The organism is Salicibibacter kimchii (assembly GCF_003336365.1).
Lineage (GTDB): Bacteria > Bacillota > Bacilli > Bacillales > Marinococcaceae > Salicibibacter > Salicibibacter kimchii.
On record NZ_CP031092.1, the window covers coordinates 40,101 to 64,145 of the forward strand.

At 42.6% G+C, this 24,045-nt stretch carries 48 protein-coding genes; all 48 read left to right on the forward strand.

Features of this window, described 5'->3' with window-relative positions; translation table 11 throughout:
• Nucleotides 1-12: 12 nt before the first annotated feature.
• The 48 genes from DT065_RS00225 (at nucleotide 13) to DT065_RS00420 (ending at nucleotide 24,033) form a co-directional block, all read left to right on the forward strand.
• Nucleotides 13-699 carry an AAA family ATPase gene (locus DT065_RS00225; RefSeq protein ID WP_114369836.1) on the forward strand — a complete coding sequence of 229 codons (687 nt, stop codon included), beginning with the start codon at nucleotides 13-15 and terminating at the stop codon, nucleotides 697-699.
• Nucleotides 680-2,011, forward strand: a complete 1,332-nt coding sequence (locus tag DT065_RS00230; protein ID WP_114369838.1) for a DEAD/DEAH box helicase — start codon at nucleotides 680-682, stop codon at nucleotides 2,009-2,011. The genes DT065_RS00225 and DT065_RS00230 overlap by 20 nt, the downstream gene beginning before the upstream one ends.
• A gap of 15 nt (nucleotides 2,012-2,026) precedes the next feature.
• Nucleotides 2,027-2,527, forward strand: coding sequence for a DUF669 domain-containing protein (locus DT065_RS00235; protein ID WP_114369839.1), 501 nt, complete (start codon nucleotides 2,027-2,029; stop codon nucleotides 2,525-2,527).
• Nucleotides 2,528-2,539: 12 nt separating this feature from the next.
• Nucleotides 2,540-4,840 carry a phage/plasmid primase, P4 family gene (locus tag DT065_RS00240; RefSeq protein WP_114369841.1) on the forward strand — a complete coding sequence of 767 codons (2,301 nt, stop codon included), beginning with the start codon at nucleotides 2,540-2,542 and terminating at the stop codon, nucleotides 4,838-4,840.
• Nucleotides 4,841-5,159: 319 nt separating this feature from the next.
• Nucleotides 5,160-5,351 carry a hypothetical protein gene (locus DT065_RS00245; protein ID WP_114369843.1) on the forward strand — a complete coding sequence of 64 codons (192 nt, stop codon included), beginning with the start codon at nucleotides 5,160-5,162 and terminating at the stop codon, nucleotides 5,349-5,351.
• A complete protein-coding gene (locus tag DT065_RS00250; RefSeq protein ID WP_418314566.1) occupies nucleotides 5,344-5,658 on the forward strand; it encodes a VRR-NUC domain-containing protein in 315 nt (104 codons plus the stop codon). The genes DT065_RS00245 and DT065_RS00250 overlap by 8 nt, the downstream gene beginning before the upstream one ends.
• Before the next feature lie 95 nt (nucleotides 5,659-5,753).
• Nucleotides 5,754-5,930, forward strand: coding sequence for a hypothetical protein (locus DT065_RS18630; RefSeq protein ID WP_160112312.1), 177 nt, complete (start codon nucleotides 5,754-5,756; stop codon nucleotides 5,928-5,930).
• Nucleotides 5,920-6,243 (forward strand): hypothetical protein, encoded by a 324-nt coding sequence (locus tag DT065_RS00255; protein ID WP_114369844.1) that lies wholly within the window; start codon nucleotides 5,920-5,922, stop codon nucleotides 6,241-6,243. The genes DT065_RS18630 and DT065_RS00255 overlap by 11 nt, the downstream gene beginning before the upstream one ends.
• On the forward strand, nucleotides 6,240-6,413 hold the full coding sequence (locus DT065_RS18635; protein ID WP_160112313.1) for a hypothetical protein: 174 nt from the start codon (nucleotides 6,240-6,242) through the stop codon (nucleotides 6,411-6,413). Before DT065_RS00255 ends, DT065_RS18635 begins: the two co-directional genes overlap by 4 nt.
• A gap of 8 nt (nucleotides 6,414-6,421) precedes the next feature.
• Nucleotides 6,422-6,598 (forward strand): hypothetical protein, encoded by a 177-nt coding sequence (locus tag DT065_RS18640; RefSeq protein ID WP_160112314.1) that lies wholly within the window; start codon nucleotides 6,422-6,424, stop codon nucleotides 6,596-6,598.
• Nucleotides 6,591-6,818, forward strand: coding sequence for a helix-turn-helix transcriptional regulator (locus tag DT065_RS00260; protein ID WP_160112315.1), 228 nt, complete (start codon nucleotides 6,591-6,593; stop codon nucleotides 6,816-6,818). The genes DT065_RS18640 and DT065_RS00260 overlap by 8 nt, the downstream gene beginning before the upstream one ends.
• Nucleotides 6,819-7,055, forward strand: coding sequence for a hypothetical protein (locus DT065_RS00265; RefSeq protein ID WP_114369848.1), 237 nt, complete (start codon nucleotides 6,819-6,821; stop codon nucleotides 7,053-7,055).
• A gap of 1 nt (nucleotide 7,056) precedes the next feature.
• Nucleotides 7,057-7,650, forward strand: a complete 594-nt coding sequence (locus DT065_RS00270) for an HNH endonuclease signature motif containing protein (RefSeq protein WP_114369850.1) — start codon at nucleotides 7,057-7,059, stop codon at nucleotides 7,648-7,650.
• A gap of 47 nt (nucleotides 7,651-7,697) precedes the next feature.
• Nucleotides 7,698-8,051, forward strand: a complete 354-nt coding sequence (locus tag DT065_RS00275; protein ID WP_227002675.1) for a nucleotide modification associated domain-containing protein — start codon at nucleotides 7,698-7,700, stop codon at nucleotides 8,049-8,051.
• A 4-nt stretch (nucleotides 8,052-8,055) separates the two neighbouring features.
• Entirely contained in the window at nucleotides 8,056-8,394 is a 339-nt protein-coding gene (locus DT065_RS19775) for a deoxycytidylate deaminase (protein ID WP_114369852.1), read from the forward strand.
• Nucleotides 8,391-8,657, forward strand: coding sequence for a hypothetical protein (locus DT065_RS00285; RefSeq protein WP_114369854.1), 267 nt, complete (start codon nucleotides 8,391-8,393; stop codon nucleotides 8,655-8,657). The genes DT065_RS19775 and DT065_RS00285 overlap by 4 nt, the downstream gene beginning before the upstream one ends.
• 11 nt (nucleotides 8,658-8,668) lie before the next feature.
• Nucleotides 8,669-8,908, forward strand: coding sequence for a YosH family protein (locus tag DT065_RS00290; RefSeq protein ID WP_114369856.1), 240 nt, complete (start codon nucleotides 8,669-8,671; stop codon nucleotides 8,906-8,908).
• Nucleotides 8,905-9,072, forward strand: coding sequence for a DUF6011 domain-containing protein (locus tag DT065_RS18645; protein ID WP_160112317.1), 168 nt, complete (start codon nucleotides 8,905-8,907; stop codon nucleotides 9,070-9,072). The genes DT065_RS00290 and DT065_RS18645 overlap by 4 nt, the downstream gene beginning before the upstream one ends.
• An 11-nt stretch (nucleotides 9,073-9,083) precedes the next feature.
• On the forward strand, nucleotides 9,084-9,557 hold the full coding sequence (locus tag DT065_RS00295; RefSeq protein ID WP_114369858.1) for an SAM-dependent methyltransferase: 474 nt from the start codon (nucleotides 9,084-9,086) through the stop codon (nucleotides 9,555-9,557).
• Nucleotides 9,544-10,104, forward strand: coding sequence for a Holliday junction resolvase RecU (locus tag DT065_RS00300; protein WP_227002676.1), 561 nt, complete (start codon nucleotides 9,544-9,546; stop codon nucleotides 10,102-10,104). The genes DT065_RS00295 and DT065_RS00300 overlap by 14 nt, the downstream gene beginning before the upstream one ends.
• A 187-nt stretch (nucleotides 10,105-10,291) precedes the next feature.
• Nucleotides 10,292-10,669 (forward strand): hypothetical protein, encoded by a 378-nt coding sequence (locus DT065_RS00310; protein ID WP_160112318.1) that lies wholly within the window; start codon nucleotides 10,292-10,294, stop codon nucleotides 10,667-10,669.
• Entirely contained in the window at nucleotides 10,666-10,935 is a 270-nt protein-coding gene (locus tag DT065_RS00315; protein ID WP_114369861.1) for a hypothetical protein, read from the forward strand. The genes DT065_RS00310 and DT065_RS00315 overlap by 4 nt, the downstream gene beginning before the upstream one ends.
• Entirely contained in the window at nucleotides 10,932-11,075 is a 144-nt protein-coding gene (locus tag DT065_RS18650; protein WP_160112319.1) for a hypothetical protein, read from the forward strand. The genes DT065_RS00315 and DT065_RS18650 overlap by 4 nt, the downstream gene beginning before the upstream one ends.
• Entirely contained in the window at nucleotides 11,068-11,292 is a 225-nt protein-coding gene (locus DT065_RS00320) for a hypothetical protein (protein ID WP_114369862.1), read from the forward strand. Before DT065_RS18650 ends, DT065_RS00320 begins: the two co-directional genes overlap by 8 nt.
• On the forward strand, nucleotides 11,289-11,450 hold the full coding sequence (locus DT065_RS18655) for a hypothetical protein (protein WP_160112320.1): 162 nt from the start codon (nucleotides 11,289-11,291) through the stop codon (nucleotides 11,448-11,450). Before DT065_RS00320 ends, DT065_RS18655 begins: the two co-directional genes overlap by 4 nt.
• Nucleotides 11,447-11,623, forward strand: a complete 177-nt coding sequence (locus DT065_RS18660) for a hypothetical protein (RefSeq protein ID WP_160112321.1) — start codon at nucleotides 11,447-11,449, stop codon at nucleotides 11,621-11,623. The genes DT065_RS18655 and DT065_RS18660 overlap by 4 nt, the downstream gene beginning before the upstream one ends.
• Nucleotides 11,624-11,644: 21 nt before the next feature.
• The gene (locus tag DT065_RS00325) at nucleotides 11,645-11,818 is read left to right on the forward strand and encodes a hypothetical protein (RefSeq protein ID WP_160112322.1); all 174 of its coding nucleotides are present in this window, start codon (nucleotides 11,645-11,647) and stop codon (nucleotides 11,816-11,818) included.
• Nucleotides 11,819-11,852: 34 nt separating this feature from the next.
• On the forward strand, nucleotides 11,853-12,020 hold the full coding sequence (locus DT065_RS00330) for a DUF3954 domain-containing protein (protein ID WP_114375945.1): 168 nt from the start codon (nucleotides 11,853-11,855) through the stop codon (nucleotides 12,018-12,020).
• A gap of 9 nt (nucleotides 12,021-12,029) precedes the next feature.
• On the forward strand, nucleotides 12,030-12,257 hold the full coding sequence (locus tag DT065_RS00335) for a hypothetical protein (RefSeq protein ID WP_114369864.1): 228 nt from the start codon (nucleotides 12,030-12,032) through the stop codon (nucleotides 12,255-12,257).
• Complete coding sequence (locus DT065_RS18665; RefSeq protein ID WP_160112323.1) at nucleotides 12,220-12,603, forward strand: hypothetical protein; 384 nt, start codon at nucleotides 12,220-12,222, stop codon at nucleotides 12,601-12,603. The genes DT065_RS00335 and DT065_RS18665 overlap by 38 nt, the downstream gene beginning before the upstream one ends.
• Before the next feature lie 13 nt (nucleotides 12,604-12,616).
• Nucleotides 12,617-13,069: a helix-turn-helix domain-containing protein gene (locus DT065_RS00340; protein ID WP_114369865.1), complete on the forward strand. Its 453-nt coding sequence runs from the start codon at nucleotides 12,617-12,619 to the stop codon at nucleotides 13,067-13,069.
• A gap of 237 nt (nucleotides 13,070-13,306) precedes the next feature.
• A complete protein-coding gene (locus DT065_RS00345; RefSeq protein ID WP_227002677.1) occupies nucleotides 13,307-13,972 on the forward strand; it encodes an HNH endonuclease signature motif containing protein in 666 nt (221 codons plus the stop codon).
• On the forward strand, nucleotides 13,972-14,532 hold the full coding sequence (locus DT065_RS00350; RefSeq protein WP_160112324.1) for a terminase small subunit: 561 nt from the start codon (nucleotides 13,972-13,974) through the stop codon (nucleotides 14,530-14,532). The genes DT065_RS00345 and DT065_RS00350 overlap by 1 nt, the downstream gene beginning before the upstream one ends.
• Nucleotides 14,501-15,733, forward strand: coding sequence for a PBSX family phage terminase large subunit (locus DT065_RS00355; protein ID WP_114369867.1), 1,233 nt, complete (start codon nucleotides 14,501-14,503; stop codon nucleotides 15,731-15,733). Before DT065_RS00350 ends, DT065_RS00355 begins: the two co-directional genes overlap by 32 nt.
• Nucleotides 15,734-15,745: 12 nt before the next feature.
• Nucleotides 15,746-17,218 (forward strand): phage portal protein, encoded by a 1,473-nt coding sequence (locus DT065_RS00360; protein ID WP_114369868.1) that lies wholly within the window; start codon nucleotides 15,746-15,748, stop codon nucleotides 17,216-17,218.
• Nucleotides 17,202-18,098 (forward strand): minor capsid protein, encoded by an 897-nt coding sequence (locus DT065_RS00365; RefSeq protein WP_114369869.1) that lies wholly within the window; start codon nucleotides 17,202-17,204, stop codon nucleotides 18,096-18,098. Before DT065_RS00360 ends, DT065_RS00365 begins: the two co-directional genes overlap by 17 nt.
• A gap of 21 nt (nucleotides 18,099-18,119) precedes the next feature.
• Nucleotides 18,120-18,341, forward strand: coding sequence for a hypothetical protein (locus DT065_RS00370; protein WP_114369870.1), 222 nt, complete (start codon nucleotides 18,120-18,122; stop codon nucleotides 18,339-18,341).
• Between the two features lie 50 nt (nucleotides 18,342-18,391).
• Nucleotides 18,392-18,568 (forward strand): hypothetical protein, encoded by a 177-nt coding sequence (locus DT065_RS18670; protein WP_160112325.1) that lies wholly within the window; start codon nucleotides 18,392-18,394, stop codon nucleotides 18,566-18,568.
• Nucleotides 18,569-18,750: 182 nt separating this feature from the next.
• A complete protein-coding gene (locus DT065_RS00375; protein WP_114369871.1) occupies nucleotides 18,751-19,410 on the forward strand; it encodes a DUF4355 domain-containing protein in 660 nt (219 codons plus the stop codon).
• Nucleotides 19,411-19,428: 18 nt separating this feature from the next.
• On the forward strand, nucleotides 19,429-20,439 hold the full coding sequence (locus DT065_RS00380; RefSeq protein WP_114369872.1) for a major capsid protein: 1,011 nt from the start codon (nucleotides 19,429-19,431) through the stop codon (nucleotides 20,437-20,439).
• A 21-nt stretch (nucleotides 20,440-20,460) separates the two neighbouring features.
• Nucleotides 20,461-20,796, forward strand: a complete 336-nt coding sequence (locus DT065_RS00385; protein WP_227002678.1) for a phage head-tail connector protein — start codon at nucleotides 20,461-20,463, stop codon at nucleotides 20,794-20,796.
• 110 nt (nucleotides 20,797-20,906) lie between these two features.
• Nucleotides 20,907-21,446 carry an NUMOD4 domain-containing protein gene (locus DT065_RS00390; protein WP_114369873.1) on the forward strand — a complete coding sequence of 180 codons (540 nt, stop codon included), beginning with the start codon at nucleotides 20,907-20,909 and terminating at the stop codon, nucleotides 21,444-21,446.
• A 50-nt stretch (nucleotides 21,447-21,496) separates the two neighbouring features.
• On the forward strand, nucleotides 21,497-21,808 hold the full coding sequence (locus DT065_RS00395) for a hypothetical protein (RefSeq protein WP_160112326.1): 312 nt from the start codon (nucleotides 21,497-21,499) through the stop codon (nucleotides 21,806-21,808).
• A 2-nt stretch (nucleotides 21,809-21,810) separates the two neighbouring features.
• Nucleotides 21,811-22,158, forward strand: coding sequence for an HK97-gp10 family putative phage morphogenesis protein (locus DT065_RS00400; protein ID WP_114369875.1), 348 nt, complete (start codon nucleotides 21,811-21,813; stop codon nucleotides 22,156-22,158).
• Nucleotides 22,159-22,162: 4 nt separating this feature from the next.
• Entirely contained in the window at nucleotides 22,163-22,579 is a 417-nt protein-coding gene (locus DT065_RS00405) for a hypothetical protein (protein ID WP_114369876.1), read from the forward strand.
• A gap of 88 nt (nucleotides 22,580-22,667) precedes the next feature.
• Complete coding sequence (locus DT065_RS00410; RefSeq protein WP_227002679.1) at nucleotides 22,668-23,192, forward strand: phage major tail protein, TP901-1 family; 525 nt, start codon at nucleotides 22,668-22,670, stop codon at nucleotides 23,190-23,192.
• A gap of 101 nt (nucleotides 23,193-23,293) precedes the next feature.
• A complete protein-coding gene (locus DT065_RS00415; protein WP_160112327.1) occupies nucleotides 23,294-23,686 on the forward strand; it encodes a tail assembly chaperone in 393 nt (130 codons plus the stop codon).
• A gap of 92 nt (nucleotides 23,687-23,778) precedes the next feature.
• Nucleotides 23,779-24,033, forward strand: a complete 255-nt coding sequence (locus DT065_RS00420; RefSeq protein ID WP_227002680.1) for a hypothetical protein — start codon at nucleotides 23,779-23,781, stop codon at nucleotides 24,031-24,033.
• Nucleotides 24,034-24,045 lie beyond the last annotated feature (12 nt).

Consider the following 24,045-nt stretch of genomic DNA (forward strand, 5'->3'; position numbering starts at 1 on the left):
GGGGTTGAATAAGTGGAGATCGTTAATGCTAGTCAATTGGACAGCAAAGATGAAACCTATCTAATATACAGCCCTCCCGGAATAGGTAAAACGTCAACAGCTAAATACCTTCCGGGGAAAACACTCATTTTAGATATGGATAGGACAACCCGTGTTCTTGAAGGTAATGAAAATATCGATATCGCGTATATCGATAATCAAAACACTTGGAAGGCATGGGGGAAAATCACCAAAGAATTATATGAAATGGATTTATCGCAGTACGAAAACATCTTTTTAGATAATGTTTCTGAAATGGAGCGTTGCATGTTGGGAAATTTAGGGAGAGAGGGGAAAAATGATCGCGTCCCTGAAATGCGGCATTATCAACAGGTTCAGTTTTTCCTTATCGATTCCATTCGTTTTCTTAAATCGCTAGGAAAACGAACCATTATAACCGCATGGGAAACATCGGACGAATGGAAGACACCGGAGGGTCAAGTGTTTTCCCGATCATACCCACAGATTAATGGGAAAATCCTTACGAACTTTATGGGTTTATGTGATGTAGTTGGAAAACTCGTTTACAACGAAGAGACCGAAAATCGCGGATTTTTGTTACAACCGACAAACTCTGTTTTTGCCAAGAATCAATTGGACGATCGGAAATTTTGCTTACAAGAAGAATTGGTGATGCCAAATGCCGTTCAAGCTGTATGACTATCAAAAAACATTAGTTAAAAAAACTAGACAATCATATGCCGATGGCTACAAAGCGCCTTGTGTAGTAGCGCCATGTGGTGCGGGAAAGTCAGTGATTATCAGTGACATTGCTCGCATGACAACCAAAAAAGGAAATCGTGTTTTGTTTCTTGTCCACAGGAGAGAGTTGATAAGTCAAATCGAAGAAACGTTTCTTAAAAATGAAGTTGATTTATCGCTTGTTCAATTCGGGATGGTGCAAACCATATCTCGGAGATTAGAAAAAACACCTAAACCTCAATTAATCATCACAGACGAAAACCATCATGGACTAGCAGGTTCTTACCGTAAAATTTACGACTATTTTTCGGATGTTCCGAGACTGGGTTTTACAGCTACGCCGATCCGCATGAATGGAAGCGGATTAGGTGATGTGAACGACATATTGATTGAAGAAGTTGATGCAAAATGGCTTATCGAAAATCAATATCTATCACCATATAAATATTATGCACCAAAACTTATCGACACAGACAAATTGAAGCTGAACAGCTTACGGGAATTTTCTTCCACATCAGTTGAACAAGCTATGAATGAAAGAAAAATTTATGGTGATGTGATTAATCATTACCGAAAATTAGCAGACGGAGAACAAGCAATAACTTACTGCCATAGTGTAGAAGCTAGCAAAGAAACCGCAGGAGCGTTTAATAATCATGGAATTAAGGCAGCTCATTTAGACGGAAAAACACCAAAAGATGAAAGGGAAAAAATTATACAGAGTTTTCGGGATCGTGAAATTCAAATCCTAGCAAATGTAGACATAATCGGGGAGGGATTCGATGTTCCTGATTGCTCAACAATAATCATGTTAAGGCCAACACAGTCTCTCTCCCTATACATTCAACAAAGCATGAGAGGGATGCGATACAGGCCTGGTAAAACTTCAATCATCATCGATCATGTTGGAAATGTTAATGAGCATGGATTGCCGGATGATGAACGGCATTGGAGCTTAAAAAAGCAACAGAAAGCGAGCGGAGGGGCAGAAAACCCTGTCAAACAATGCGAAAGCTGTTTCATGGCCGTTCCTTCACAAACTCGTGAATGCCCCGGATGTGGACATGAATTTGCGATTGAAGGCGGTGATTACGATCACGATGAATCAGCAGAATTAGAGGAAGTTAAAGAATCTCCGGTCATTACAATAGATTTCCGGGAACCCGAAGACTGTAAAAGCATGAAAGAACTTTATGATTTAGCAAAGAACAGAGGGTATAAGCCGGGGTGGGCTTACTACCAAGCTAAACACTTAGGATTAATTTCATAAAAGGAGCGATATTTAATGGGAGAGTTTAATTTAGATTTTAACGACGTTTACGAAGGTAAAGGACAGATTAAAGACGGCTGGTACGAGGTTATAGTTAACCGGTGCAATGAAGATGCGGCCCCGAACGGGGCAGAATATGCAGAGTTTGATTTAATCATCAGAAACGACATTGATCAATCTCACCAAAACCAACACATTTTTGAGAAGAATTTCAAAGCTAAATCTACCCATAAATATAATATGAAAATATTTAACACTATAGGCAAGGCTTGTCAGCTTGAAAATGGAAAAACGTACAACAGCTTTGATGACTTGCTTAATGATTATGTTGGGAAAACAGCGCTTGTATATGTAAAAAACGAAACATCAGAGTATAACGGAAAAACCTACGAGAATTTAAATGTGAAGATGTGGAATCAATCTAAATTCCCGGATGTTCAACACGTGCCGAAAAGTGGAGGTGAAGGCAGCTCCCCGCAACCTGTGGATATCTCGGATGACGACCTTCCGTTTTAAGGAGAGTTATGAATGTATGAAAATATACCAATTGAATTAAAAGAGTTAAAGCAATGGTGCATTTTTAAAATTGCTGAGCGAAACGGTAAGAAAACCAAAATACCCATTGATGCGAATACGGGCGGTTACGGAAAGTCTAATGATGAAAGCACTTGGAGCAGTTTCGATACTGCTCTGGGTGCAATTAATAAATTTAATTGCGACGGACTTGGGTTTTATTTCAAGAAACCTTATTTCGGTATAGATATTGATGATGTTTCTGGTGATATTGACCGATACCGAAAAGATGACGGAGAAAATAATATTGTTGCCGAATTTGTTGAATTAATGGGTAGTTATGCGGAAGTAAGCCCGAGTGGTACTGGTATCCACATTATTGCGAAAGGAACGTTGCCGGAAGGTGGAAGCAGGAAGAGAAACATTGAAATGTATGCTTCCGGTCGTTTTTTCACAGTGACCGGTAATGAAATCGGCGGTTATCACAAGATTAATGAAGATAACTTAGGCAATGTCGATCGCCTCCATCGTAAATATATAGCAAGCAACGAACCTAAAAAAAAACCAAACATAACAAGCGATTACGGAAATGAACTATCAAAAAACGACATTATCCGCATTGCCGAAAACAGCAAAAATGGCATTCGCTTCAAATTATTTATGTATGGCGGTTGGGATCAATTTTATAACTCATGGTCAGATGCAGATATGGGTTTCGCAAATGACCTTGCCTTTTGGACGAACCGAGACGCGGCTAAAATGGATGATATTTTCCGTGGATCGTCACTTTTTAGAGATAAATGGGATAGTGACCGGGGAGAAAGCACTTACGGACAAGTAACTATAAACAAAGCAATATCAGAATGCACGAATGTATTCACTCCGCAGGATAAAGATGATTCATTCAACCTTTATGTTCTCGACAGTGATAGTAAACCAGTCAAAAAGAAGTATTACAGCTACGATGACACTGGGAACGCAGAACGTTTCACGGACAATTACAGTGATTTAGTTAGGTATAGTTACATCCGAAAAAATTGGTACTTCTATGACGGGAAAATATGGCAGTTGGATCAAGAGGGGAAAGTTAAAAATCTCGTTGATGACATACTTGTGAAAATGACAGACGAACCTCTTTTTACCAGTGATGATGTAGACGAAGAAGATGCTATTAAATTTCGCCAAAAACATATTAAATATTCTCGGGGAAGTAACGGAAAAACAAACATGTTGAAAGAAAGCCAGCACTTGCTACCGATCCAACCGCATGAATTTGATAAAGACACAGATTTATTGAACGTTCAAAACGGTTTTTTGAATCTCCGGACAGGGCAGTTAAACGATCATGACAAAGATAAGTTTTTTACAAAAATCGCTTCCATCGAATATACCGATAAGATTGATTGTCCAATGTGGATGGATTTTTTAAATCAAATTTTCGGCGGCAATAAAGACTTAATTAATTATATGCAACGAGCCGTCGGATATTCCCTTTCCGGATCAACAGAAGAACAACAAATGTTTATCCTGCACGGAAATGGGCGTAACGGTAAGTCGGTATTTCTGGATATTATCACTGAAATGCTAGGAAGTTATACGACGAACATTCAGCCGCAAACAATCATGGTTAAGCAACAGCAAGGCACAGCCAATAGTGACGTGGCAAAACTGGATGGGGCTAGGTTAGTTACCTCTACGGAGCCAAATGATGGTATGAGATTCGATGAAGGGTTAGTAAAACAATTAACCGGAGGCGACAAAGTAACAGCTCGCTTCCTTTATGGTGAAGAATTCGATTTTTATCCGGAATTTAAGCTTTGGATAGCGACCAACCATAAACCAATCATACGCGGCACAGATGATGGTATATGGCGTAGATTAGCCATTGTGCCGTTTACGGTACAAATACCGGAACATCAAGTGGACAAGCAACTAAAAAACAAGCTAAAGCGCGAAATGAAGGCTATCCTTAATTGGGCCGTCGAAGGCTATCAAGAATGGAAGCGAATTGGGCTTAATGAACCCCAAGTTATCAAAGACCAAAGGCAAACATACCGAACTGAGATGGATGTTATCGAATCTTTTATTGAAGATTGCTGCATCCGACGAAACGGCGAGAGAGAGAAAGGATCAGATTTATACAACGTTTATCACGGTTGGGCTAAAGATAACAACCAGTATTTAATGAGCAGCACAAAATTCGGAAAAGAAATGAAGAATAAATTCCAGCATTTTAAAAGTAGCGGCGTTTATTATGCAGGGCTTTCTTTAAAACATCCTGATAATGATCAGGTGATCAGATTGAACCTAAATTAGAATCGTTAAAAAATCTGATAATTATTTGGGAGGGGAACGGGAGACCAGCGGGAGGGTTTTTGGGACACATATAAAATTCTAACTAATTTTGAAACCCCCATTACACCAGCATTTATATTATATTATTTTCTTTTTGGGAGGGTTGGGAGGGTAAAAGTATAAAAGTTAAAACAAATAAAGAAAATAATATAAGGGAGATAGTTTTATAAATAAGTATCCCAACCATATAAAAATATTTATACATGCTACCACTGCAAGGGTTTGACCTGTTTTAAGACCCTCCCAAATACCCTCCCAAAGATAAAAAAGGAGTGATTTCATGAACGGAAACATTTATGAACTATATCAACACGGGAAACTAATCATGAGAGGAAATAAAAGAGATTTATCCGAAAAAACAAAACTGAGCATGAGTACAATCGATAAATATTGTACTCCAGGATATTTAGAGAGTACTAAAAACGAAACGCAAACAAAGGTGATTAAAGTAAACGGTGATCGTGATGCGTGAACAAGATATCCAAAATTCTATCAGGCTAGCGCTGAATCCTTACGCGATTATTTTCCGAAACAATGTCGGCAAGGTAAAGACGGCAGACGGACGTTTCTTCGACACTGGTCTCCCGCGCGGATATTCCGACTTATCAGGATTCCGCAAATCAGACGGAAAAATGATATTTATTGAAGTCAAGACCGATAAAGGGAGATTACGCAAAGATCAAAAACAATTCTTAGAAACTATGAATAACCATCCTGTTATATGTGGTGTAGCTAGAAGTCCGGCAGAAGCTATACAGATTGTTACAGAAAGCGAATGAATATCATCCTATGTCATTAATTTTAAGCCATGACAACCCACTTTGAAACCTGTAACTACTGGCATTACAAGAATAAATAGGAAGCTGGTGAAGCGATGCAAGCGCCAATCAGAATGACGAAAAGCAATCTGAAAGAAGCATACGCCGCAATCCTCGAAAAGGAAAAGGCGGGCTATGAGCAGGTGGGGCATATCGGCAGTTACACGGATATGAACGGGCAGATACATTATGTGATTAAGATGCGGAAAGGAGAGGTCGCAAGTGGAAATTAAAAAACCAGTGCTTACGAAGGAGCAGGCGGAGTGTTTGGATTATTGGGGCAGATGGGATCGCATAAAGGATGAAATGGTTTTGCAACACCTTAGCAAAAAGTGGGGGTCTAAGGAAGATAAATGTCTCAACGACTTGTCAAATAAAGATTTTATAACTGCTGTTTATTACGGATATGAAGTTGAGAAAACGCCGGAAGAAGCAGCCAAACAGTATTATGACTGCCTAAGTAATGGTCAGAGGTTTTCCGTAACGAAAACCCTAAACATTCTAGGCATCGAAGTAGGCGGCATCAACAAGGATGTGGGTGAATGAACCGGTACGCCGTATTTAACCTGATGATGACGTATTACGAGCACACTGGTCAGATCATCGAGCGTGACGACTTAAAGCAAGCGGCAGAGGATTCGGAGCTTGTGGAAGGCATGTATCTATTCACCTGCTACTTGCACGGAAAAACGACGGAGAGGGGGCGTGCGGGGTGAGGAAATTTATGCACGGTCAAACAATCTTAGAAACAGTCACAGACGACGATCACGACATACCTGCACTTGAATCGGTAAGCCACATTAGATTTGACCACGACGAAGCTTACAACAATGACGAGGAATGGTACAAGCTCAACGGGCCGATCACAACATACAAGATGGGCGGTGACGAGGGTGTTTGACTTGGAAGCTATGAGCGAGAACCTACTTGACGCTAGAGATCGTCTCGGCGTCACCCAAAAAGAAGTTGCTTCTGAAACAGGCATTCATCAAAACACGCTTTTTTTCTTGGAAAACGCAAAGAAATCACCGAGAGCAGACACGATGGTAATTCTCGCGAATTACTACGGGGCGACGGTACAAGAACTATTTTTCGCAGATCAAGGAAAGGAGAATGTCTAAATGAAAAACACACTTGGCGATTTAAACAACCACTTGTTTGCTCAGCTTGAGCGTTTGAACGACGAGGATTTGACCAGTGAAGAACTAGAAAAGGAAATCAACAGAGCAAAGTCAGTCAGTCAGGTATCACAACAGATTATATCGAACGGATCGTTGGTGCTTGAAGCTAACAAACTAGCAGACGACCGCATGAGCGCTGACACCAAACTTCCAAAAATGCTCGGAGGGGATAGGTAAGATGCATCGATACACAAAAGAGCAGGTAGATTATATACGATCCATAGCACCGGGTAGATTCATCAAAGATATACACAACAAGTTTGTCGAAAAATATAATGCCGATGTCTCTGATAAGTCAGTGCAAAACATTATGCATCGCCACGGCATTAAAAACAAATTGCAGGGTTATCACACAAGGAAGAAAAAAGGAGATACTGCCTGGAATAAAGGGATGAAGGGCTTACAACTCGGGGGAGAAAAAGGGTGGTTCCCGAAAGGGAATCAACCACCTTCCTATCTCCCTGTCGGCAGCGAAAGCCTTCATGAAGGAGTACTGATGATAAAAACCGATGATCCGAACGTTTGGGAGAAAAAGCATCGGTGGTTGTGGAAGCAACACTACGGGGAGGTACCCGACGGAAAAGCTGTTACTTTCAAAGACGGTGATAAACAAAACGTCACGATAGATAATTTGTTTTTGACTAACCAAGTAGCTTGTATGCATGTTGCGATACATGGTTTACCTCAGAACTCACCGGATTTAAATGTAGCATCACACAGATTGTCGGAGCTAAAGTCTGTTGTTAGGCAAAAAGAAGGGCAGGAAGGGTGATGACGGGTGGAAATCAACTTAATTCGGTTGTTGAGGGAGGCATGAGTATGAACAAGGAAAATTATATCGAAATTAAAGATGGAGAACTTGATATGTCGAAGTTACAGGTAGCAAACGGAAATCACCACCCCTTCCACTTAAACACTGATATTAAGGTTGAAACTGACAAACTCAATCAAACATTGCAAGCGAAGGACCGCGATTATGGAAATAGCTTCGGAAAGCAGTTTGAAAAATACGGTATGACCTCTGTGTTAATCAGATTAGAGGACAAGCTACGACGCTTAGAATCATTGCAAAAGTACGGCGCAGAAGTGGACGAATCGATAGAAGATACAGTGCAAGACATTGCAGGATATGCGATTTTAACGCTAGTTGAACTGAATAAGGAAAAGGCGTGATCAAATGGATATATGCGCTAAATTGCAGGTCAAAGCGGTGATCGTTAAAGATAATCAAGTGATTGCGGAGGGCACGAATTCGCCTATTGATCCATGCGACGGAAATTGCGAGGTAAACAAGGCTTGCATCAAGACCATACATGCGGAAAATCAGGCGCTTATGTTATGCGCTAGGAAGGGCGTTTCCACGGACGGGGCTGAATGTTGGGTTACGCACCTTCCTTGCCCTGATTGCACGAAGAATTTAAATCAAGCTGGCATTAAAAGAATCTATTACATGAATGAATATCCGCACCGGTACGAAAACAATTTTAGTGACGGAATGGAGTTGATGAAGATATGAAAGAGTTTTATCAAAGATTTTCGGATCATCAGTTACACAGAATTTATAACGAGTACCCGGAAGAAAGAGGGCATGTTGCTATAGCGTGGCGAAAAATGAAGGGTCTTCCGTACCCATACACTCTCAATCACGATGATGTGATCTGGGATGACTATGATAAGAGGCCATACAAGGGCGATGATCTGAATGTTCTATATCACGCGGAGAGGGTCAAGGAGAAAAGGGAGAATCAGGCGCTTGAAATGAGAAGGCAATATTTTTAGGAGGGAATTACATGAAATACTTCGAGTTTATAGATCCGTACTACGCACTCATCAAAGCAAAGGACAAAACTAGCGCGTGTGAGGTGTATGAACGCATTGTTGCCGACGAACCTACCAAACCGTATGAAAAGACGCGAAATCAAGCGCTGAACGCATTTTTGATGGATGAAGACGGGGAGTTTTCGGAGTTGATGAGGGAGTTTAACAAAGATGGCGAAGCCCTTCTTCTCGTGGATGGAGGTTTGCTATGAACAGTTTTCATGAATGCCAAAAATGCGGGCGTCCGTTGAAGGACGAGAAAAGCAAAGAGCGCGGCTACGGCCTGAAGTGTTGGAAGAAGTTGAATGCAGAACTTGATATCAATGATCGGGAAGTTGTTGAGGCAGGTATTCCTGCCGAAATGAAAGCTGAATAGGAGGGGAGAAGATGAAACGGGTATTGGATGCGTCTTGTGGAAGTCGGATGTTTTGGTTCGACAAGGAAAACGAGGATGCCGTGTATATGGACAACAGAGAATTGAAGGAAACGCTTTGTGACGGGCGCACTCTGAATGTAAAGCCTGATATTTTAGGCGATTTTCGGGATATGCCATTCAATGACGATACCTTTTATCTAGTTGTTTTTGATCCTCCGCATTTAATAAAAGCTGGAGATGATTCCTGGTTGGCCAAAAAATACGGAAAGCTTGAACTCAATTGGAAAGAAGATATCAGGGTAGGTTTTTGCGAATGCATGAGGGTGTTAAAGCCAAACGGAACGCTCGTCTTCAAGTGGAACGAGGACCAAATCAAAACGAGTGAAATCATCAAGGCGGTTGGGCATAAACCGTTGTTTGGAAACAGACGAGCGAAAACGCACTGGATGGTATTCATGAAAGGAGAATCACATGGCACAGCTTAGGATGGCTACATCAGAATATCAAAAGCAGGTCGGCAGGGGAAACCGGGGGATGGCGCTTGAATCGAAAATTGACCACACGAACAGCCTGTATGCGCTGAAAAACATAGCGCTGGTCAACAAGCGAGCGACACCCGTGAAGGTGACGAGGAGTAAGGGAACAAAGGTGATTTCTGGATTTTTTGAAGCGAAATCAACCGTTGATTATGACGGCACCTATAAAGGGCGGTCGGTTGCATTCGAAGCAAAGAGTCTGAAGGGGAAATCGTTCCCTCTCTCTATGATCGCAGACCACCAATTCAGGTATTTGTACAACGCACAGGATCACGGCGCAAAGGCGTTTCTTATCGTTGAGTTCCGAGACACGGACGAAACATTCCTGACGCCATTTAGCGTGATTGAGTATTATCAGCGGCGAGCTGAAAAAGGCGGCCGCAAGAGCATCCCGTTAGAGGATTTTAGCATACACGGATTCTGGGTTGATCGAGGACGGGGCGTGCAGATGGATTATCTTGCGCAATTGGATCGATGGATTGATAAGGAGGGGTAAGCGTGTTGGGCGATAGGTACAAGCACAAAGGCAATTTTTTCGAGGTGCTACACATTGCGTACAGCAAGGTTCCGTTTCACCGAGGCGAAAACATTGTTGTTTATCGGGACGAAGACGGGCAAGTTTTCGCGCGATTTTTGGAAGAATTTAAGAGCAAATTTGAGCCTGTTAGGGAGGGGTAGTGAAATTGAGCGGACAATTCATTTTTACCCAAGAGGAACTAGAGCAGAAGCTTGTCTATTGGCAAAAAATATTGAAACTGCAAGATTGGGACATCTCTATCGAAAAGAAAAAGATGATCGGAGAAGACTTCGAGGGGAATGTACAATGTTTTTTGGAGAGCAAAGAAGCTTTCATATCTATTTTGGATGAGGATTATCGTCCTGATGATTCTCTGGGCGAACACGACATGGAAGAAACTTTGGTACATGAGTTGTTGCACCTACATTTATATCCTATCAGCGAGATCGCCGAGGATAAGCCAAATTACGATTTGTTTGAAGAACAAGCGATTAATGCATTAGCGAAAGCTTATGTTTATCTAGATCGGAGGGGTGGCGAATGAGTGAGAGGAAGGTTTTAAAAGAGGCGCTTGACCATCTCGCCAACGAGGTAACTTTAATGCAGCAGCAAAAGTACAAGCGGGAAATATTAAAATTGTATGATGAACAAGCCGAAAAAGCCGAGCGGTATGAGCGGGCGTTGAAAAGTATTGTTGAAGTTGACACGGAAGCCGCAAACAGAGATTTGATCTTACAGAAACATGCTTTAGGCGCTGTTGAGATGAGAAATTTAGCAAAAGAAGCATTAAGAGAGGGTGGCGGCGAATGAACAATTTAACACTTGGATATGCAATTAAATATATATGCGAACAAACAGGGAAAACAGAAGATGAAGTTATGGAAATGCCTCTGCAAGATATCATGTTAAAGATAATGGCTAATCAAATAGGCGGTGAAAACGATGAATAAAGATACGTGGATTAAACCGAAAGATTTGGATACACCTTTAAATGAAGTGTTTCCCGAGGTTATGACAAGAAGTACTGTTCGTGATTTTGTTCGCAGGACTGAAAAAGTGCTGAAAGTTTCACCGAAAAATATTGAAAAAATGGGATATATAGAGCTCAACTCTTATGTGGACAAGTTGGATAATAAATTAATTGAATTGGAGGTTGAAAGCGAATGAAATACTTCGTAAAAAGTGTAAAATACAACACTATAAACCAGTTGATCAAAGGCATGCAGGATGCTGAAAACTTAAGGTTTAATTTTGAAGCAAGAGATTTCTTTGATGGTTACGAATTGCTTTTGTATAAAGATTCGAGGGAGGATGAGGACGAATGATTGACGATATCAAAGACTACCTTGTTTCTCCTGACCAACTAGAGTGGATGGTCGCTGAATACAAAAAAGGTCAACGGCGAAAACAGATTGCTTGGCAAAAGCAAGTCATACGCGAAGAAATGCACGATACCAAAATAGACGAGCGCATGAATCAGATTTTGGAGAGGGTGTAGGGGATGAGAAAGGAAAAATATATGTGGACAGTATTCGTAAGCAATTCCGTTGGCGAAATCAATGTGGTTACTGATAATAACGATATATCAGAAGTTGTGTCGTTTTTAATTGACAATGAATTAGAACAAACACGGTCAATTGTATATGAAGGTGTTGTTTACGAGCGCATGAATCAGATTGCGGAGAGGGTGTGAGCGATTGAGGGATCATACAAGCAACCATATTCATATGAGCGTGGATGAAATTAAACCGCAACCTCAGGATGTTGTTTATGTGGTCAGGGACGGAGAAGTATTGAAGCTGAACCCTCCTAATACCGGATACGGACATAACAATATCGTGTGGATCGGCGGTAAGGTGGATCGGGTGGATAGCACGGAATCAAGGAAGATATAGGGGGTAAATATGGAAGCAAAAGAAGGTTATGCGCAAGGGAGACTCCAATCATTCTTAGAAAAATCTATTCGAGAAAAATTGGTGGAGTGCATGAGTGACTTTAATGATTACGCTGGCGCTCAAGGAGATATTCTCCTGGAAATGGGAATCAAAGAGGAGGATGCGAAAATAATATTTGAGGAAGCTTACAAAAGGGCGATTGAAAAAGGGATGGAACAAATTTCATCTAAAAAATAACAGCCTTGAGCGAAAAACGCAGGGGCATCGAACCACAGATAGTGGTGCGGTGTCTCTTTTATTTAGGAGGAATCAATCAAATGATCACAGCATTGCAGATTGTATTACTAATCATCATGTTTATGTCGTTTTTCTATTTGGCTTCGTACAAGGCGGAGGATCAAGGAAAGCAGAAGGAATTCGTGCTCGTTTTTTGCGCTTCGATTGTGACATTTTTAGTGTCGATGATGATGTCATGAGCAAAAAGAAGCCAGAAAAGCTCACAGAGATGGATATTAGAGAGTTGATGGGCGAGTATCGGGATGTTTACAAAAGGGCCAAAGGCGGGGCGCTGAGAAGCAAATAGAAGGGGTGGTTGTATGGATAGAGAAGCCATAATTGATTTGCTCCAAGATTATAACTGGATGATCCATGAGATAGCGAGACAGCGAACGTTGATCAGAGGGGGCGGGAACAACCTCACAGCTCAATATGGGATTGAAGCCACGATGCCAAAACCAGAAGGTCAAAATAGCGATCCGGTTTACAAAGAAGTTGAGCGCCGAGAAAAGAAATCAAAGTATGTGCAGAAGTTAGAGAGAAAGGTTTCATTCGTGCAGGAGCGGGCGGTTATCATTAGCGACGAGCGGGAGGTCGCTGTCCTCGAATGCTTGATGGATGGAATGAGCATGTCGGCGGTGAGTCGTCATATGGGTCTGTCTCGTAGCAATATATACAAAATAAGGGATAGCATTGTGGACAAGATATATTACGCTGAACACTTTGGACACTTTGGACAGTTTAAACAGAAAAAACAGAAGATGACATGTTGAATTCACGTAAATATACTGGGGGTGGTAGGGCAAATAACAAATGCTATTATCTTATATTTCGAGAAGCCGCCCGTTTTTTCATCCCTCCTCCTTTCCGGGCGGCTTATATATATTAAAAATCAATAAAAATGCTGAAATGACAGTGTTTTTATGGTATAATGGAGATAGAAAAAATGCCCTAGCGGTGCGCTAACACCCTAGAGCGTGATCAACACTTAGAAAGGAAGTGCTGATGTAATGAAGGATACCACAGAAGTGCTATCTATGGAAGATTTAAGGGAGTGCAAGAGTAAATTTATTATCATGGATGGATACCGTTTCACTAGGGATGAGGATACTGGGTACTATCGTTGCAACTCGATTAGAAAAAGACTTCACCAGTATGTATGGGAGAAAGAAAACGGTAAAGCGGCCGAAGGGTACCACGTTCATCATGGTGACGAAAATAAAAGCAATAATCACATAGAAAATTTAGTATTACTTTCTGGCAGTAGCCACATGAGTTTCCATCAGAGCCAATTGACTGACGAGGAAATTGAACTAATGAGGGAAAATTTAACGCACAATGCCAGACCTAAAGCCAGTGAATGGCATCGGTCATTGGCGGGCAGGGAATGGCACAAGAAACAGTACGAAAAAGTGAAGGATAGGCTTCATGCGAAGATACCTTTAACGTGTGAGTTATGCGGGAATGATTTCACAAACATAAAAAGAACAAGGTTTTGTTCAAAAAAATGCAAAGCTAAGTGGAGACGCGAACAAGGTTTAGATGATGTGGAAAGAACTTGCCTTGTTTGCGAAAAGAAGTTTACGATAAATAAATATTTTAAATCTAAAACTTGCTCAAAATCATGCGGAAATGTAATAAGGGCAAAGACCATAAAAGAAAGGGCATCTTCCTGATGGAAGGTGCTTTTTTATTGGGGGCTGGTGATTATGTGAAACTTACACCGAAACAAAAACGATTTGCAGACGAATATATAATTTCGGGAAATATCACAAAGGCGGCAATCAAAGCAGGATATAGTGAAAAGACAGCTAGGGTGACGGGGCAAGAAAACCTGCGAAAACCTGCTATTTTGGAATATATAGACAAAGAGTTAGAACAACATGAAATTGATGTTAAGTTGCATCAAAAGCAAGTGCTTGATTACGCCCTTCGTGTTCTCGCAGAAGAGGAAACGGAAGAACACGCTTTTGTAGTAAAGAATGAGATAGGCGCAGAAGAAGTTGAAACAAAGAGATTGAAGCCGAAGATCAAAGACAAGACAGAAGCAGGAAAGTTATTAACAACTATCATGGCAACAGTCGAAAAGAACCGCCTACAAAATATGAAACTAGAAAAAGAAGTGGAGAAGCTACAAAAAGAAATCGAAGAAGGAAACACCAGCGAACAAAGCGAAGTCGCGGCGGCTTTAAGGGGGTTGACGGATGGAATACGCGCTAACTCCGAAGCAGAATGACGTTATCCTTGAATATATAACAGAAGAACCTAAGATAACCCTTCTAAGCGGCGCAAAGCGGGCAGGGAAGACGTATTTGGCTATTCTTATGTATTTAAACCACATTGCCCAATATGAAAATCAAGGCTTGTCATTTATCATTGGCGGCTCTACACAGGCGAGCATCCGGCGTAACATCCTAAACGATATGGAACTGTTTGTGGGTGAATTGAAGCTGGATAAAACTAATGCTGTTACCATATTTGGCAACAAAGTTTATTGTTTTGATGGCGCTAATGCCGATGCGTGGAAGAAAGTACGCGGTTTTACGGCGGCTGGCGCTCTCATGAATGAGGGAACGGCGCTCCATGATACATTCGTTAAGGAGGTTATCTCCCGTTGCTCATACGAAGGCGCAAGGATCGTCATAGATACGAACCCTGAAAACCCGTCACACTCGGTCAAAACAGACTACATCGACCACGACGGACAGCGCTTGTCAAATGGGCGACTGAACATCAAGGCGTTTAATTTTAAGCTGATAGATAACACCTTCCTTGATCCTGAATATATCGAGAGTATTATTGCTTCCACGCCAAGCGGTATGTTTACCGAGCGTGATATTCACGGTAATTGGGTAGCGGCAGAGGGTGCGATATACAAAGACTTTGACGAGAAGCGCCACTTTATTGATAGTATCGATCATTCAAAGATTGTTAAATACTTCGTCGGCGTTGACTGGGGATACGAACACAACGGCGTGATTGTCGTCATGGGCAAGGATGCGCCAGGCGCTTATTATTTGATCGAAGAACACGCCGAGCGGCACATGGAAATAGATTACTGGGTGAATGTTGCTAAAGACGTACAGCGTCGATACGGCAACATTATTTTTTGGTGTGACAGCGCCCGCCCCGAACACATTGCTCGTTTCCGTAAAGAGGATATAAAGGCGAAAAACGGACACAAGAATGTTCTCCATGGGATTGAGACAGTCGCTAAGAAGATCAAGACAGACCAATTTAAGGTTGTGCGGAAGAACGCGCCTTTATTCGACAAAGAGATATTCATGTATGTGTGGAACTCGGACAAAGGCGAGCCAGTCAAGGAATGGGATGATTGCATGGATTCAGTGCGGTATGCCGTTTTTTCGGAAGAAATTACAGGGCACAGGAAATCAGATAAAAGCACTCACGACGCACTACAATCACTCGGCCTATAAGGAGGTGCAGACATGGCAACGATCACAAAACACAAAGGGCGTCGCTTCCCAAAAGAAGCAAACGACCACTACCGATATAAAATGGGTGACAACACCCCGTCAGAATTGCTACTGGATAACATCAAAGACCTGCAAGACATGGTACAAAACCACATGGCTTATCAGCGACCGCGTTTAGAGGAGTTGGATGATTATTACCTCGGAGATAACACAACCATCCTGCATGATCGAGAGCGGCATCAGGCAGAGGATCACAAGGCAGACTACCGCGCCACTCACAATTATGCAAAGTATGTGAGCCAGTTTATTGTTGGCTACTTGGCAGGGAATCCGATCACGGTCCAGCATGAGGACGAATCTACAGAGGAAGTTATTAGTCAGATCAACCGATTGAATGACACTGATGCGCTGAACAGCGATTTGGTGCTTGATCTATCAATCTATGGACGAGCCTACGAATTGCTGTATAGGAACCGCAGAGACGAAAACCGCATCGCTGTTTCGTCGCCGTTAAACACATTCGTCATTTATGATGATACGGTCGAACAGCTACCCATAGCGGCGGTGCGGTATCACAAAAATGAAATGCTGGAATCTGATCCGTTCAAGGTTGATGTGTACACAGATTCAGAGATTATACGTTATCAGAGCGAATCCAATGCGGTCATCGTTCTGTATGAAGTGGAACGGGAGCCGCATTTTTTCGGTGGTGTTCCGATCAATGAGTACGCTAACAATCGGTTTCGGCAGGGCGATTTTGAAAACGTGCTTAACCTCATTGATTTGTACGATGCGGCTCAATCTGATACAGCAAACTACATGACAGATTTAAACGATGCCATGCTTAAAATTACCGGGAATTTAGAAATGAGTAGAGAAGATGCATCGGACATGAAGCAGTCAAACATTTTGTTTTTAAAGACTGAACCGGATGCAGACGGAAGGCAGGGGAACGCCGATGCTGACTACATCTACAAGGAATACGACGTTCAAGGATCAGAGGCATACAAGGGAAGATTGCAAACAGATATCCATAAATTTACCAATACTCCAGATATGCAGGATGAAAATTTTTCCGGCCACCAATCAGGAGAATCGCTAAAGTACAAGCTATTCGGCTTGGATCAAGTGAGAGCGATCAAAGAGCGTTTGTTTAGGCGATCATTGACGAATAGATATAGGCTACTAGGAAACATCCTTAATGTGTCAGCGGAGCTTTCTGGGGGCAATATGGACGGGTTGACCATACAATTCACACCTAATCTACCAAGGTCGCTCACGGATGAAGTGTCAATGTTTTCTGATCTTGGCGGCCAGCTATCAGAGGAAACCATGCTTGCTATGCTGTCAATCGTGGAAGACCCGCAAGCTGAAATCGACCGCCTTAATGCGGAGCGCACCGGACAGATGAACCCCAATCGCGACTATATAAGCAACCGACAAGGCGGCGAGGGAGAAGGCGAAGAAAATGCCGGACAATCGTGAGTATTGGGCAGAGAGAGAGCGTGAGCAATCACTGATTGAACGTCAGCGTGATGACGAAGTGATGGAGGAAATCACTCGCCACTATGAAGATGCGGCAGACGAAGCCGACAAGGAAATCACACGCATTTATCAGCGCTATGCAGACCGAGAGGAAATGAGCCTTGCTGACGCGAAAAAGTCGGTAGAAAGCACTGACATTCGCGATCTAGAAGAAAAAGCCGAGCGATATGTGCAAAGCCGTGACTTCTCCCCTCAAGCAAATGCTGAAATGCGTAAATACAACTCGCGAATGAGAGCATCGAGGCTAGAACTTATGCAGATGTACGCTGATTTGGAAGTGTCACGCGCAAATGGGTTGAGCGAGATTGAAGTGGAAGCAAGGCTTGAAGAAATAGCGCGGTCGGAGGTGCGGCGGCAGTCTGGTATTTTAGGTGAAACTATCCGGTTGAGCGGCGCTGAAATGGAAGAGATTGTGCGCTATCGGTTCCACGGCGAATACTTTTCGGATCGGATATGGCAAAACAAAGACATCATGATTGACAACCTAAATAGGAATTTGCGACGGGATATCACGCGCGGTCTTGGCCCCAGAGAAATGGCAAGAAACATGCGGAATGAGATTGGAAATAGCGTGTACAACACTGAAAGGATCATGAGAACGGAATCTGCAAGGACGCAAATTCAATCAACCAAAAAATCATTTGAAGATGTAGGTATCGAAGAATATGAGTGGATCAGTGAAGTGGACAGTTGTGATATATGCGCCGATTTGGATGGGCAAGTTTTTAAAGTCAGGGACTTAGAACCTGGGACTTCTGCACCACCCGAACATCCGAATTGCAGGTGCGCAATTTTAAATGTCATCCCTGACGATTGGTAAAAAACCATTTTATGGTGGTATTTGATTCGGATAGAAAGGAGGAAATTAATCATCGACAAGCAAGAAAAGCATTTAAAACGCATTGCAGACAGCTTCGAAAAGATTGCAAGGATTGAACAGAAGCGATTAAAACTTGACGTGGCTAGAGAATCACAACGAACTTTAATCACTGATATTGATACTGACGCACTCGGTTCGTTGGTGGAATTTATCAACAGTGAAGGCGATATGCCGGAAAGGTAGCGTGATCCGGGTTATGACCATATCTGAGTAGTAATTATAGGAGGATGAACATGGATAAAAGTGAAAAGCAGATGAAGCGTATAGCTGACAGTTTGGATAAGCTAGTTGATCTGAAAAAACAAGAATTGAGGTATATAACAGGACAGACACGACGTAAAAAAAGCGCGGACATTGAAACGGAGACATTTAATGAAGTAGGCGAAGTTGTTAGCCGAAAAACTAATTAACTTATTCGCCCAAACCATGCGAAGGCGTTAAAAGCACCATGCCAATAACACTGTACGGGCAGCAAAACAACCGCATAATGGCAAGCGAATAAGCACTGGACGGGCATGTACTGGACGGGGCTTTTTTTAATGTCTAAATGTGGCGAGTGGTGTTGTGTGTGCGGGACAGGAGCGATTAATAAATGCTAATGGACTTACAATACTTTGCCGAAGAAGGCGAAGGAGAAGGCAATAACCAAGAGGGTAATCAAGAAGGAAGTCAGCAAGAAGGCGCACAAGGCGAAGGAGAGCAAGGTCAAGGCGAAACATCCTACTCCCAATCTGAACTCGACAGCGCGATTAGCAAGGCAGTTGATAGCGCACTTACTAAGCGTCAAAAAGAGTTCGAAAAAGAGAAAGAACGCATAGAAGAAAACGCTCGTAAACAAGGCGAAGAATACGCCAAATTGTCAAAAGAGCAGAAAGAACAGGCAGAGTATGAGGAGCGTTTAAAGAAGCTGGAAGCCCGCGAAAAGGAACTGAACCAAAAGCAATTGCGGGCAGAGGTGCAGAGTGATCTAAAAGAGAATGGGCTTCCCGATTCGTTTGCTGATTCGCTTGTCTCTATCAATGATAACGACAAGATCAAGCAGTCAATTGAGGGCATCAAAAAGACGTTTGACGAAGCGGTTAACGAAGCTGTCAAGGAACGTTTGCGCCAGAGCACACCGGGGCACACGGGCGGTTCCGTAGGGGAAAAGAACCCATTCCACAAAGACACATGGAACCTCACCGAACAGGGGCGGCTTTATAACGAAGACCCGGATAAGTACAAGCAATTAAAAGCACAGGCTAATAGCTAAGAAAGGGAATGATATGAAATGGCAGAAATAACCAGACTCGAAGATGTTATACAACCTGAAATCTTCACTCCATACACGATTCAACGGACTATGGAGCTTTCAGAGTTAGTACAAAGCGGCATTGTCACGAATGATGCTCAATTTGACTCGCTCGTAAGCGGGCCTAACACGCTCATTAACATGCCATTCTGGAATGACTTGGATGGCGGCGAATCGCAGGTCATGCAGGATGAGGGCGACATGAACGTGAACAAAATCACATCAAGTGATGACGTTGCACGTAAGCAAGCGCGGGTAAACGCTTGGGGCGCAAATGGGCTGTCTGCTTTGCTCAGTGGCGACGATCCCATGAATGCTATCAGCCAGCTAGTAGCTAACTACTGGACGCGAGACATGCAGAAAAACCTGTTAGCTGGTCTAAGTGGCGTATTTAAAAGCAACACTATGTCCTCAAAAGTCCACGATATCACAGACCGAGATGCAGATGCAGGTACGATCAACATGAAAACGTTCTTGGATGCTACCCAACTAATGGGCGACGCAAAAGAATCCTTAACGGGCGTTATGATGCACTCTGCTGTGGAGACGGAACTACGTAAGCAAGACTTGATTGAGTACCTTCCGCAATCGGAACAAGGTTTGCCGATCCCTTACTTCAACGGCAAGCGTGTAATCGTAGATGACGCTATGGAGTATGATACGGAGACAGGACAAGCCAGCATTTACATCTTCGGACAGGGCGCTATTGCATTGGGCAACGGCTCTCACCCACGGATCGTTCCGACGGAGGTAGACAGAAACAAACGGTCGTATTCCGGTGAGGAAGTATTGATCAACCGTAGAATCTTCCTTCTACACCCGCGCGGTGTCAAATGGAATGAGGGTGGCGTTTCTGCAACGTTTCCGACTAATGGAGAAATTGACGCTGCCGCACGTTGGACGCGAGTTTTTGATGCCAAAGCAATACGAGTAGTTAAGTTTCGATTTAACACTGTCGAACAAACATCAAATGGCGGCGACGAAGGATAATAACCCTTCGCAAAGGGGTGAGTGATTATCGGCGTTAAAGAAAAAGTAAAAACGCTCATTGACGCAGAGGACGATCGGCAAGATGACCAATTAGAGGTGATTGTCGAGAACATCGAGAGTCACCTCATTTATTTGCTCGAAAAAGATGATGTTCCGGAACGCCTGCAATATATCGTCGTGGAAATTGCTGTCCGCCGTTATAATCGTATAGGCTCGGAAGGTTTTCAATCAGATAGCGTAGAGGGCCATTCTATTACTTTTCACGATCCCGAAAAAGATTTTGAGCCTTATCAGGCAATAATCGACAAAGAAACAAAGCGAGAAGATGTTGGTCGAGGGAGGGTAATGTTTTTCTAGTTTGTATATGGTATAATAGTAGTTGCAGGCTAGGTTACTAGTACCGAAAAGGAAGCACCCACTTCCTTGCCTGCCCAAAATAAATGGGGTAACTGTGGGAGGTTACAATAATGGAAAACTGGAAGGACGTTTCTGGTTACGAAGGGTATTATCAGGTGTCTGATAAAGGGAGAGTAAAAAGCCTTGACAGATATGTTAATAAGATAAATGGTCAAAGGCAATTCTGGAAAGGGAAAGTAAAACCGTTTAGTGTAGATAAGAATGGTTATTTATTTACAAGGCTACACAAAAATCACGTAGCCAAAAACAGAAGAGTCAGCAGACTTGTAGCCGAAACCTTCATAAGAAAACCGATGACAGACGAAGAAGTTAATCACATCAATGGCATTAAAGACGATAACAGAGTAGAAAATCTTGAGTGGTGTTCTTCTTCTGAAAATCAACAACATGCTTACAGAACAGGATTAAATAAAAACGTGAGAGGACATGAGCATCACATGTCTAAACTTACAGAGCAAGACGTTTTTGATATAAAAGAGTTGTATTTCAATAAGACTCTTAACCAAAATGAATTGAGTAGATTGTACGGAGTAGGTCAAGTTTCTATAAGCAGGATCGTCAATAACAAAAGATGGAAACATCTAATTTAATAAATTAACGGACAGCCTAAACGGCTGTCTTTTTTATTGCCTGAAAGAGGGTGAGGCCTATTAGATATGACCAGCGCATTACATTCGTGAAACAAGGCGAAGGGGGCTATTACGATCCGGAGAAGGGCGAATACGTTGAAGGCGAGCCGATACGTGAAACCGTACCATGCCATCTTTCCCCCGTGAGCGTTGATCGCGTAAATCAAATGTTTGGGAGTATTGAGCAGAACATCACTGTCGCCCGTTTGCAACGTCAATATGACAAAGCCTATGACCGCGTAGAGATTGGCGAGAAGCCGTACTCTGTTCAAAGGCATATCAACCATCGCAGACGATCAGTCCTATATTTAGAGGGGGCGTAGTCATGGCTCAGTTGAATGGTATGCGTGCGCTTCAACGTGACCTTGAAAGGAAAGTGCGTACAGTAGATCGCGATGTTCAAAATGTTGTTCGTAGGCACGGGGTGCAAATGAACCGGAAAATGACTCGGAATGCTAGTTTTTCGGGTGACTACACCACAGGAGCGACAAGGCGATCAATCCACTTAAGGTTGACTAATCGCGGATTTACAGCGACGGTGAGCCCGTCCACCGACTATGCTTCATATCCAGAATACGGAACAAGGTACATGTACCCTCAGCCTTACGCAAGGCCAGCATTTTGGTCTGAGGTTCCTCTATTTATGGAGAGCATGGACAAGTTAGCGAGGTGATGTTTTGACAACAGAACTCAAATCGCCACAACAACAAATATTCGATGCGGTTTTCGCCGCGTCATTATCGCTTGGTTACGACACCTACGATTATCTGCCTGCAGAAAGTGCAGACCTTCCATTTGTGTTTGTCGGAGAGCAGATAAATACGGATCGTAGAACTAAGCGGTTTTTATATGGTGAGGTTAACCAGACGGTTCACGTTTACGCTATGCAACGAAACGGCGAACAGCCACAAGGCACGAATCGGGTTGATTTCACTGGAATGATGGATCAACTCAAGATCGAAATGCGGAAGATTAAGCGTACAGATAATTTTAAAATCAGTCACGGAAATATCAACGATCAAATAATGATCGACACAAGCACGTCAACAACGCTCTTACACGGCGTTATCGAGGTGCCTTTTTCATTTCAATGATGGTGATTAAATGCTGACACAAGCAGCAAGTGCCTTCATCGGAACAATGGAGGAATCTAAACAATCAGGAATATTAGGAGGAAACAACATGCCAGAGATACATGAAATGGTAGATGGCGAAAATAAGATTTTGCTATTTCGTTTGCACGAAAACCAAGAAGAAGAAGCGGCCAAACTCGTTTTTCAGACTGAACACACTTTCGGATTCAGTCGCGGCATTAACCGAATCAATACAAAAGATGGCACGATCATTCGTTTAGATCCTCTGGAAAGCAACGTGGACATCAACGCTGTGCAAGCCAAAGATGATCCGGTGTCTGAAATGCTAAGGGATTCTGTCATTGGCGGCAAGCGCGTTGAGGTCTGGGAATTGACCGTCGATGAAGATTCCGAGAATGAAGACGGAGAATACCCTGCGATTTACGCTCAGGGATATTTGGAAGAATGGTCTCCTGTATCAGGGGTAGACGGTGAGCCGCAAGTATCTGGTTCGCTAAATATTGAGTTAGAACCTCAATTCGGATTTGCGACGCTAACTGATGATCAGCAAGCCACCGTGCAGTATGAGTTTAGAAATACCGCGCCAAATGGTGGTTACGGGGGAACGGCCTGACCCCTAACAGACAGATATAGAAAACTAATGGGAGAGGGTAGCCCCCTCTCTTTATTATTTTAGCGCTAGAATAATAAATCTATTTATAAAGGATGATTACATTGAATATCGAGATCGACGGCAAGGGTTATGAACTTAATTTTGGATTCGGATTTTTAAGAGCTCTAAACGATAAATACAAAGTGCGTAAAAACGGACAGGACATTGGTGCAGGGCTGGCAATGACGACAGGGTATTTGATCGATAGCGACCCACTTGTTTTGCCGGATATTGTTGAAGCTGGTCTTCATCATGTAAAAAAAGATAAACCCGGCAAAGAAAAGATCGAAGAAGCGCTCATGGCAATCATTGAAGAAAAAGGTGTCGAAGAAGTGAGCGAGGGGTTTTTGAACACATTTCGAGAGAGTGCTTTAACGAGCAAGAAAGTAAAACAGGCCGAAGAACAGATCGAGAAGCAACAGAAGAAAGCGAAGGAGCAAGCAGAGAATCAGTAACGTTTGAAGATGTATACATTAATTGCGTTCGTTATTTCGACATGTCCGATGAACAGATAGATTTATTATCTCTCACAAAATACAGATGGCGCATGAAAGCCTTACAACAGAAGCGCGTCGATAAAGACTTTGACATACATTTACAAGCGTGGACAAATCAGCAAATAAAGGCAACGAAAGAAACAGGCCAAGGAAAAAACAAGAAGTCTGTGCCCGTATATAAAAACTTCAAAGACTTCTTTAACTACGAAAAGCGCATGAAACAAATCGATGGCAAAACAACAAAAGAGGATAAAGAGAAAAAGCGTTTGGCAGAAGTCGCGAAGCGCTTAAACCAGCGAGCCTAGATAGGCTCTTTT

What these genes read in the sequence shown, in the direction of transcription:
- DT065_RS00265 (WP_114369848.1), top strand. Translation starts at nt 6,819, where the DNA reads ATGAAAAACACACTTGGCGATTTAAACAACCACTTGTTTGCTCAGCTT.
- DT065_RS00340 (WP_114369865.1), top strand. Translation starts at nt 12,617, where the DNA reads ATGGATAGAGAAGCCATAATTGATTTGCTCCAAGATTATAACTGGATG.
- DT065_RS18650 (WP_160112319.1), top strand. Translation starts at nt 10,932, where the DNA reads ATGAACAATTTAACACTTGGATATGCAATTAAATATATATGCGAACAA.
- DT065_RS00345 (WP_227002677.1), top strand. Translation starts at nt 13,307, where the DNA reads ATGAAGGATACCACAGAAGTGCTATCTATGGAAGATTTAAGGGAGTGC.
- DT065_RS00235 (WP_114369839.1), top strand. Translation starts at nt 2,027, where the DNA reads ATGGGAGAGTTTAATTTAGATTTTAACGACGTTTACGAAGGTAAAGGA.
- DT065_RS00270 (WP_114369850.1), top strand. Translation starts at nt 7,057, where the DNA reads ATGCATCGATACACAAAAGAGCAGGTAGATTATATACGATCCATAGCA.
- DT065_RS19775 (WP_114369852.1), top strand. Translation starts at nt 8,056, where the DNA reads ATGGATATATGCGCTAAATTGCAGGTCAAAGCGGTGATCGTTAAAGAT.
- DT065_RS18645 (WP_160112317.1), top strand. Translation starts at nt 8,905, where the DNA reads ATGAACAGTTTTCATGAATGCCAAAAATGCGGGCGTCCGTTGAAGGAC.
- DT065_RS18670 (WP_160112325.1), top strand. Translation starts at nt 18,392, where the DNA reads ATGGATAAAAGTGAAAAGCAGATGAAGCGTATAGCTGACAGTTTGGAT.
- DT065_RS00285 (WP_114369854.1), top strand. Translation starts at nt 8,391, where the DNA reads ATGAAAGAGTTTTATCAAAGATTTTCGGATCATCAGTTACACAGAATT.
- DT065_RS00400 (WP_114369875.1), top strand. Translation starts at nt 21,811, where the DNA reads ATGGCTCAGTTGAATGGTATGCGTGCGCTTCAACGTGACCTTGAAAGG.
- DT065_RS00245 (WP_114369843.1), top strand. Translation starts at nt 5,160, where the DNA reads ATGAACGGAAACATTTATGAACTATATCAACACGGGAAACTAATCATG.
- DT065_RS00350 (WP_160112324.1), top strand. Translation starts at nt 13,972, where the DNA reads ATGGAAGGTGCTTTTTTATTGGGGGCTGGTGATTATGTGAAACTTACA.
- DT065_RS00300 (WP_227002676.1), top strand. Translation starts at nt 9,544, where the DNA reads ATGGCACAGCTTAGGATGGCTACATCAGAATATCAAAAGCAGGTCGGC.
- DT065_RS18655 (WP_160112320.1), top strand. Translation starts at nt 11,289, where the DNA reads ATGAAATACTTCGTAAAAAGTGTAAAATACAACACTATAAACCAGTTG.
- DT065_RS00295 (WP_114369858.1), top strand. Translation starts at nt 9,084, where the DNA reads ATGAAACGGGTATTGGATGCGTCTTGTGGAAGTCGGATGTTTTGGTTC.
- DT065_RS00335 (WP_114369864.1), top strand. Translation starts at nt 12,030, where the DNA reads ATGGAAGCAAAAGAAGGTTATGCGCAAGGGAGACTCCAATCATTCTTA.
- DT065_RS00230 (WP_114369838.1), top strand. Translation starts at nt 680, where the DNA reads ATGCCGTTCAAGCTGTATGACTATCAAAAAACATTAGTTAAAAAAACT.
- DT065_RS18630 (WP_160112312.1), top strand. Translation starts at nt 5,754, where the DNA reads ATGCAAGCGCCAATCAGAATGACGAAAAGCAATCTGAAAGAAGCATAC.
- DT065_RS00330 (WP_114375945.1), top strand. Translation starts at nt 11,853, where the DNA reads ATGAGCGTGGATGAAATTAAACCGCAACCTCAGGATGTTGTTTATGTG.
- DT065_RS00420 (WP_227002680.1), top strand. Translation starts at nt 23,779, where the DNA reads ATGAAAGCCTTACAACAGAAGCGCGTCGATAAAGACTTTGACATACAT.
- DT065_RS00250 (WP_418314566.1), top strand. Translation starts at nt 5,344, where the DNA reads ATGCGTGAACAAGATATCCAAAATTCTATCAGGCTAGCGCTGAATCCT.
- DT065_RS00275 (WP_227002675.1), top strand. Translation starts at nt 7,698, where the DNA reads ATGAACAAGGAAAATTATATCGAAATTAAAGATGGAGAACTTGATATG.
- DT065_RS00365 (WP_114369869.1), top strand. Translation starts at nt 17,202, where the DNA reads ATGCCGGACAATCGTGAGTATTGGGCAGAGAGAGAGCGTGAGCAATCA.
- DT065_RS00360 (WP_114369868.1), top strand. Translation starts at nt 15,746, where the DNA reads ATGGCAACGATCACAAAACACAAAGGGCGTCGCTTCCCAAAAGAAGCA.
- DT065_RS00240 (WP_114369841.1), top strand. Translation starts at nt 2,540, where the DNA reads ATGTATGAAAATATACCAATTGAATTAAAAGAGTTAAAGCAATGGTGC.
- DT065_RS00390 (WP_114369873.1), top strand. Translation starts at nt 20,907, where the DNA reads ATGGAAAACTGGAAGGACGTTTCTGGTTACGAAGGGTATTATCAGGTG.
- DT065_RS00315 (WP_114369861.1), top strand. Translation starts at nt 10,666, where the DNA reads ATGAGTGAGAGGAAGGTTTTAAAAGAGGCGCTTGACCATCTCGCCAAC.
- DT065_RS00290 (WP_114369856.1), top strand. Translation starts at nt 8,669, where the DNA reads ATGAAATACTTCGAGTTTATAGATCCGTACTACGCACTCATCAAAGCA.
- DT065_RS00410 (WP_227002679.1), top strand. Translation starts at nt 22,668, where the DNA reads ATGCCAGAGATACATGAAATGGTAGATGGCGAAAATAAGATTTTGCTA.
- DT065_RS00325 (WP_160112322.1), top strand. Translation starts at nt 11,645, where the DNA reads ATGTGGACAGTATTCGTAAGCAATTCCGTTGGCGAAATCAATGTGGTT.
- DT065_RS00355 (WP_114369867.1), top strand. Translation starts at nt 14,501, where the DNA reads ATGGAATACGCGCTAACTCCGAAGCAGAATGACGTTATCCTTGAATAT.
- DT065_RS00380 (WP_114369872.1), top strand. Translation starts at nt 19,429, where the DNA reads ATGGCAGAAATAACCAGACTCGAAGATGTTATACAACCTGAAATCTTC.
- DT065_RS18660 (WP_160112321.1), top strand. Translation starts at nt 11,447, where the DNA reads ATGATTGACGATATCAAAGACTACCTTGTTTCTCCTGACCAACTAGAG.
- DT065_RS00320 (WP_114369862.1), top strand. Translation starts at nt 11,068, where the DNA reads ATGAATAAAGATACGTGGATTAAACCGAAAGATTTGGATACACCTTTA.
- DT065_RS18640 (WP_160112314.1), top strand. Translation starts at nt 6,422, where the DNA reads ATGCACGGTCAAACAATCTTAGAAACAGTCACAGACGACGATCACGAC.
- DT065_RS00375 (WP_114369871.1), top strand. Translation starts at nt 18,751, where the DNA reads ATGCTAATGGACTTACAATACTTTGCCGAAGAAGGCGAAGGAGAAGGC.
- DT065_RS18635 (WP_160112313.1), top strand. Translation starts at nt 6,240, where the DNA reads ATGAACCGGTACGCCGTATTTAACCTGATGATGACGTATTACGAGCAC.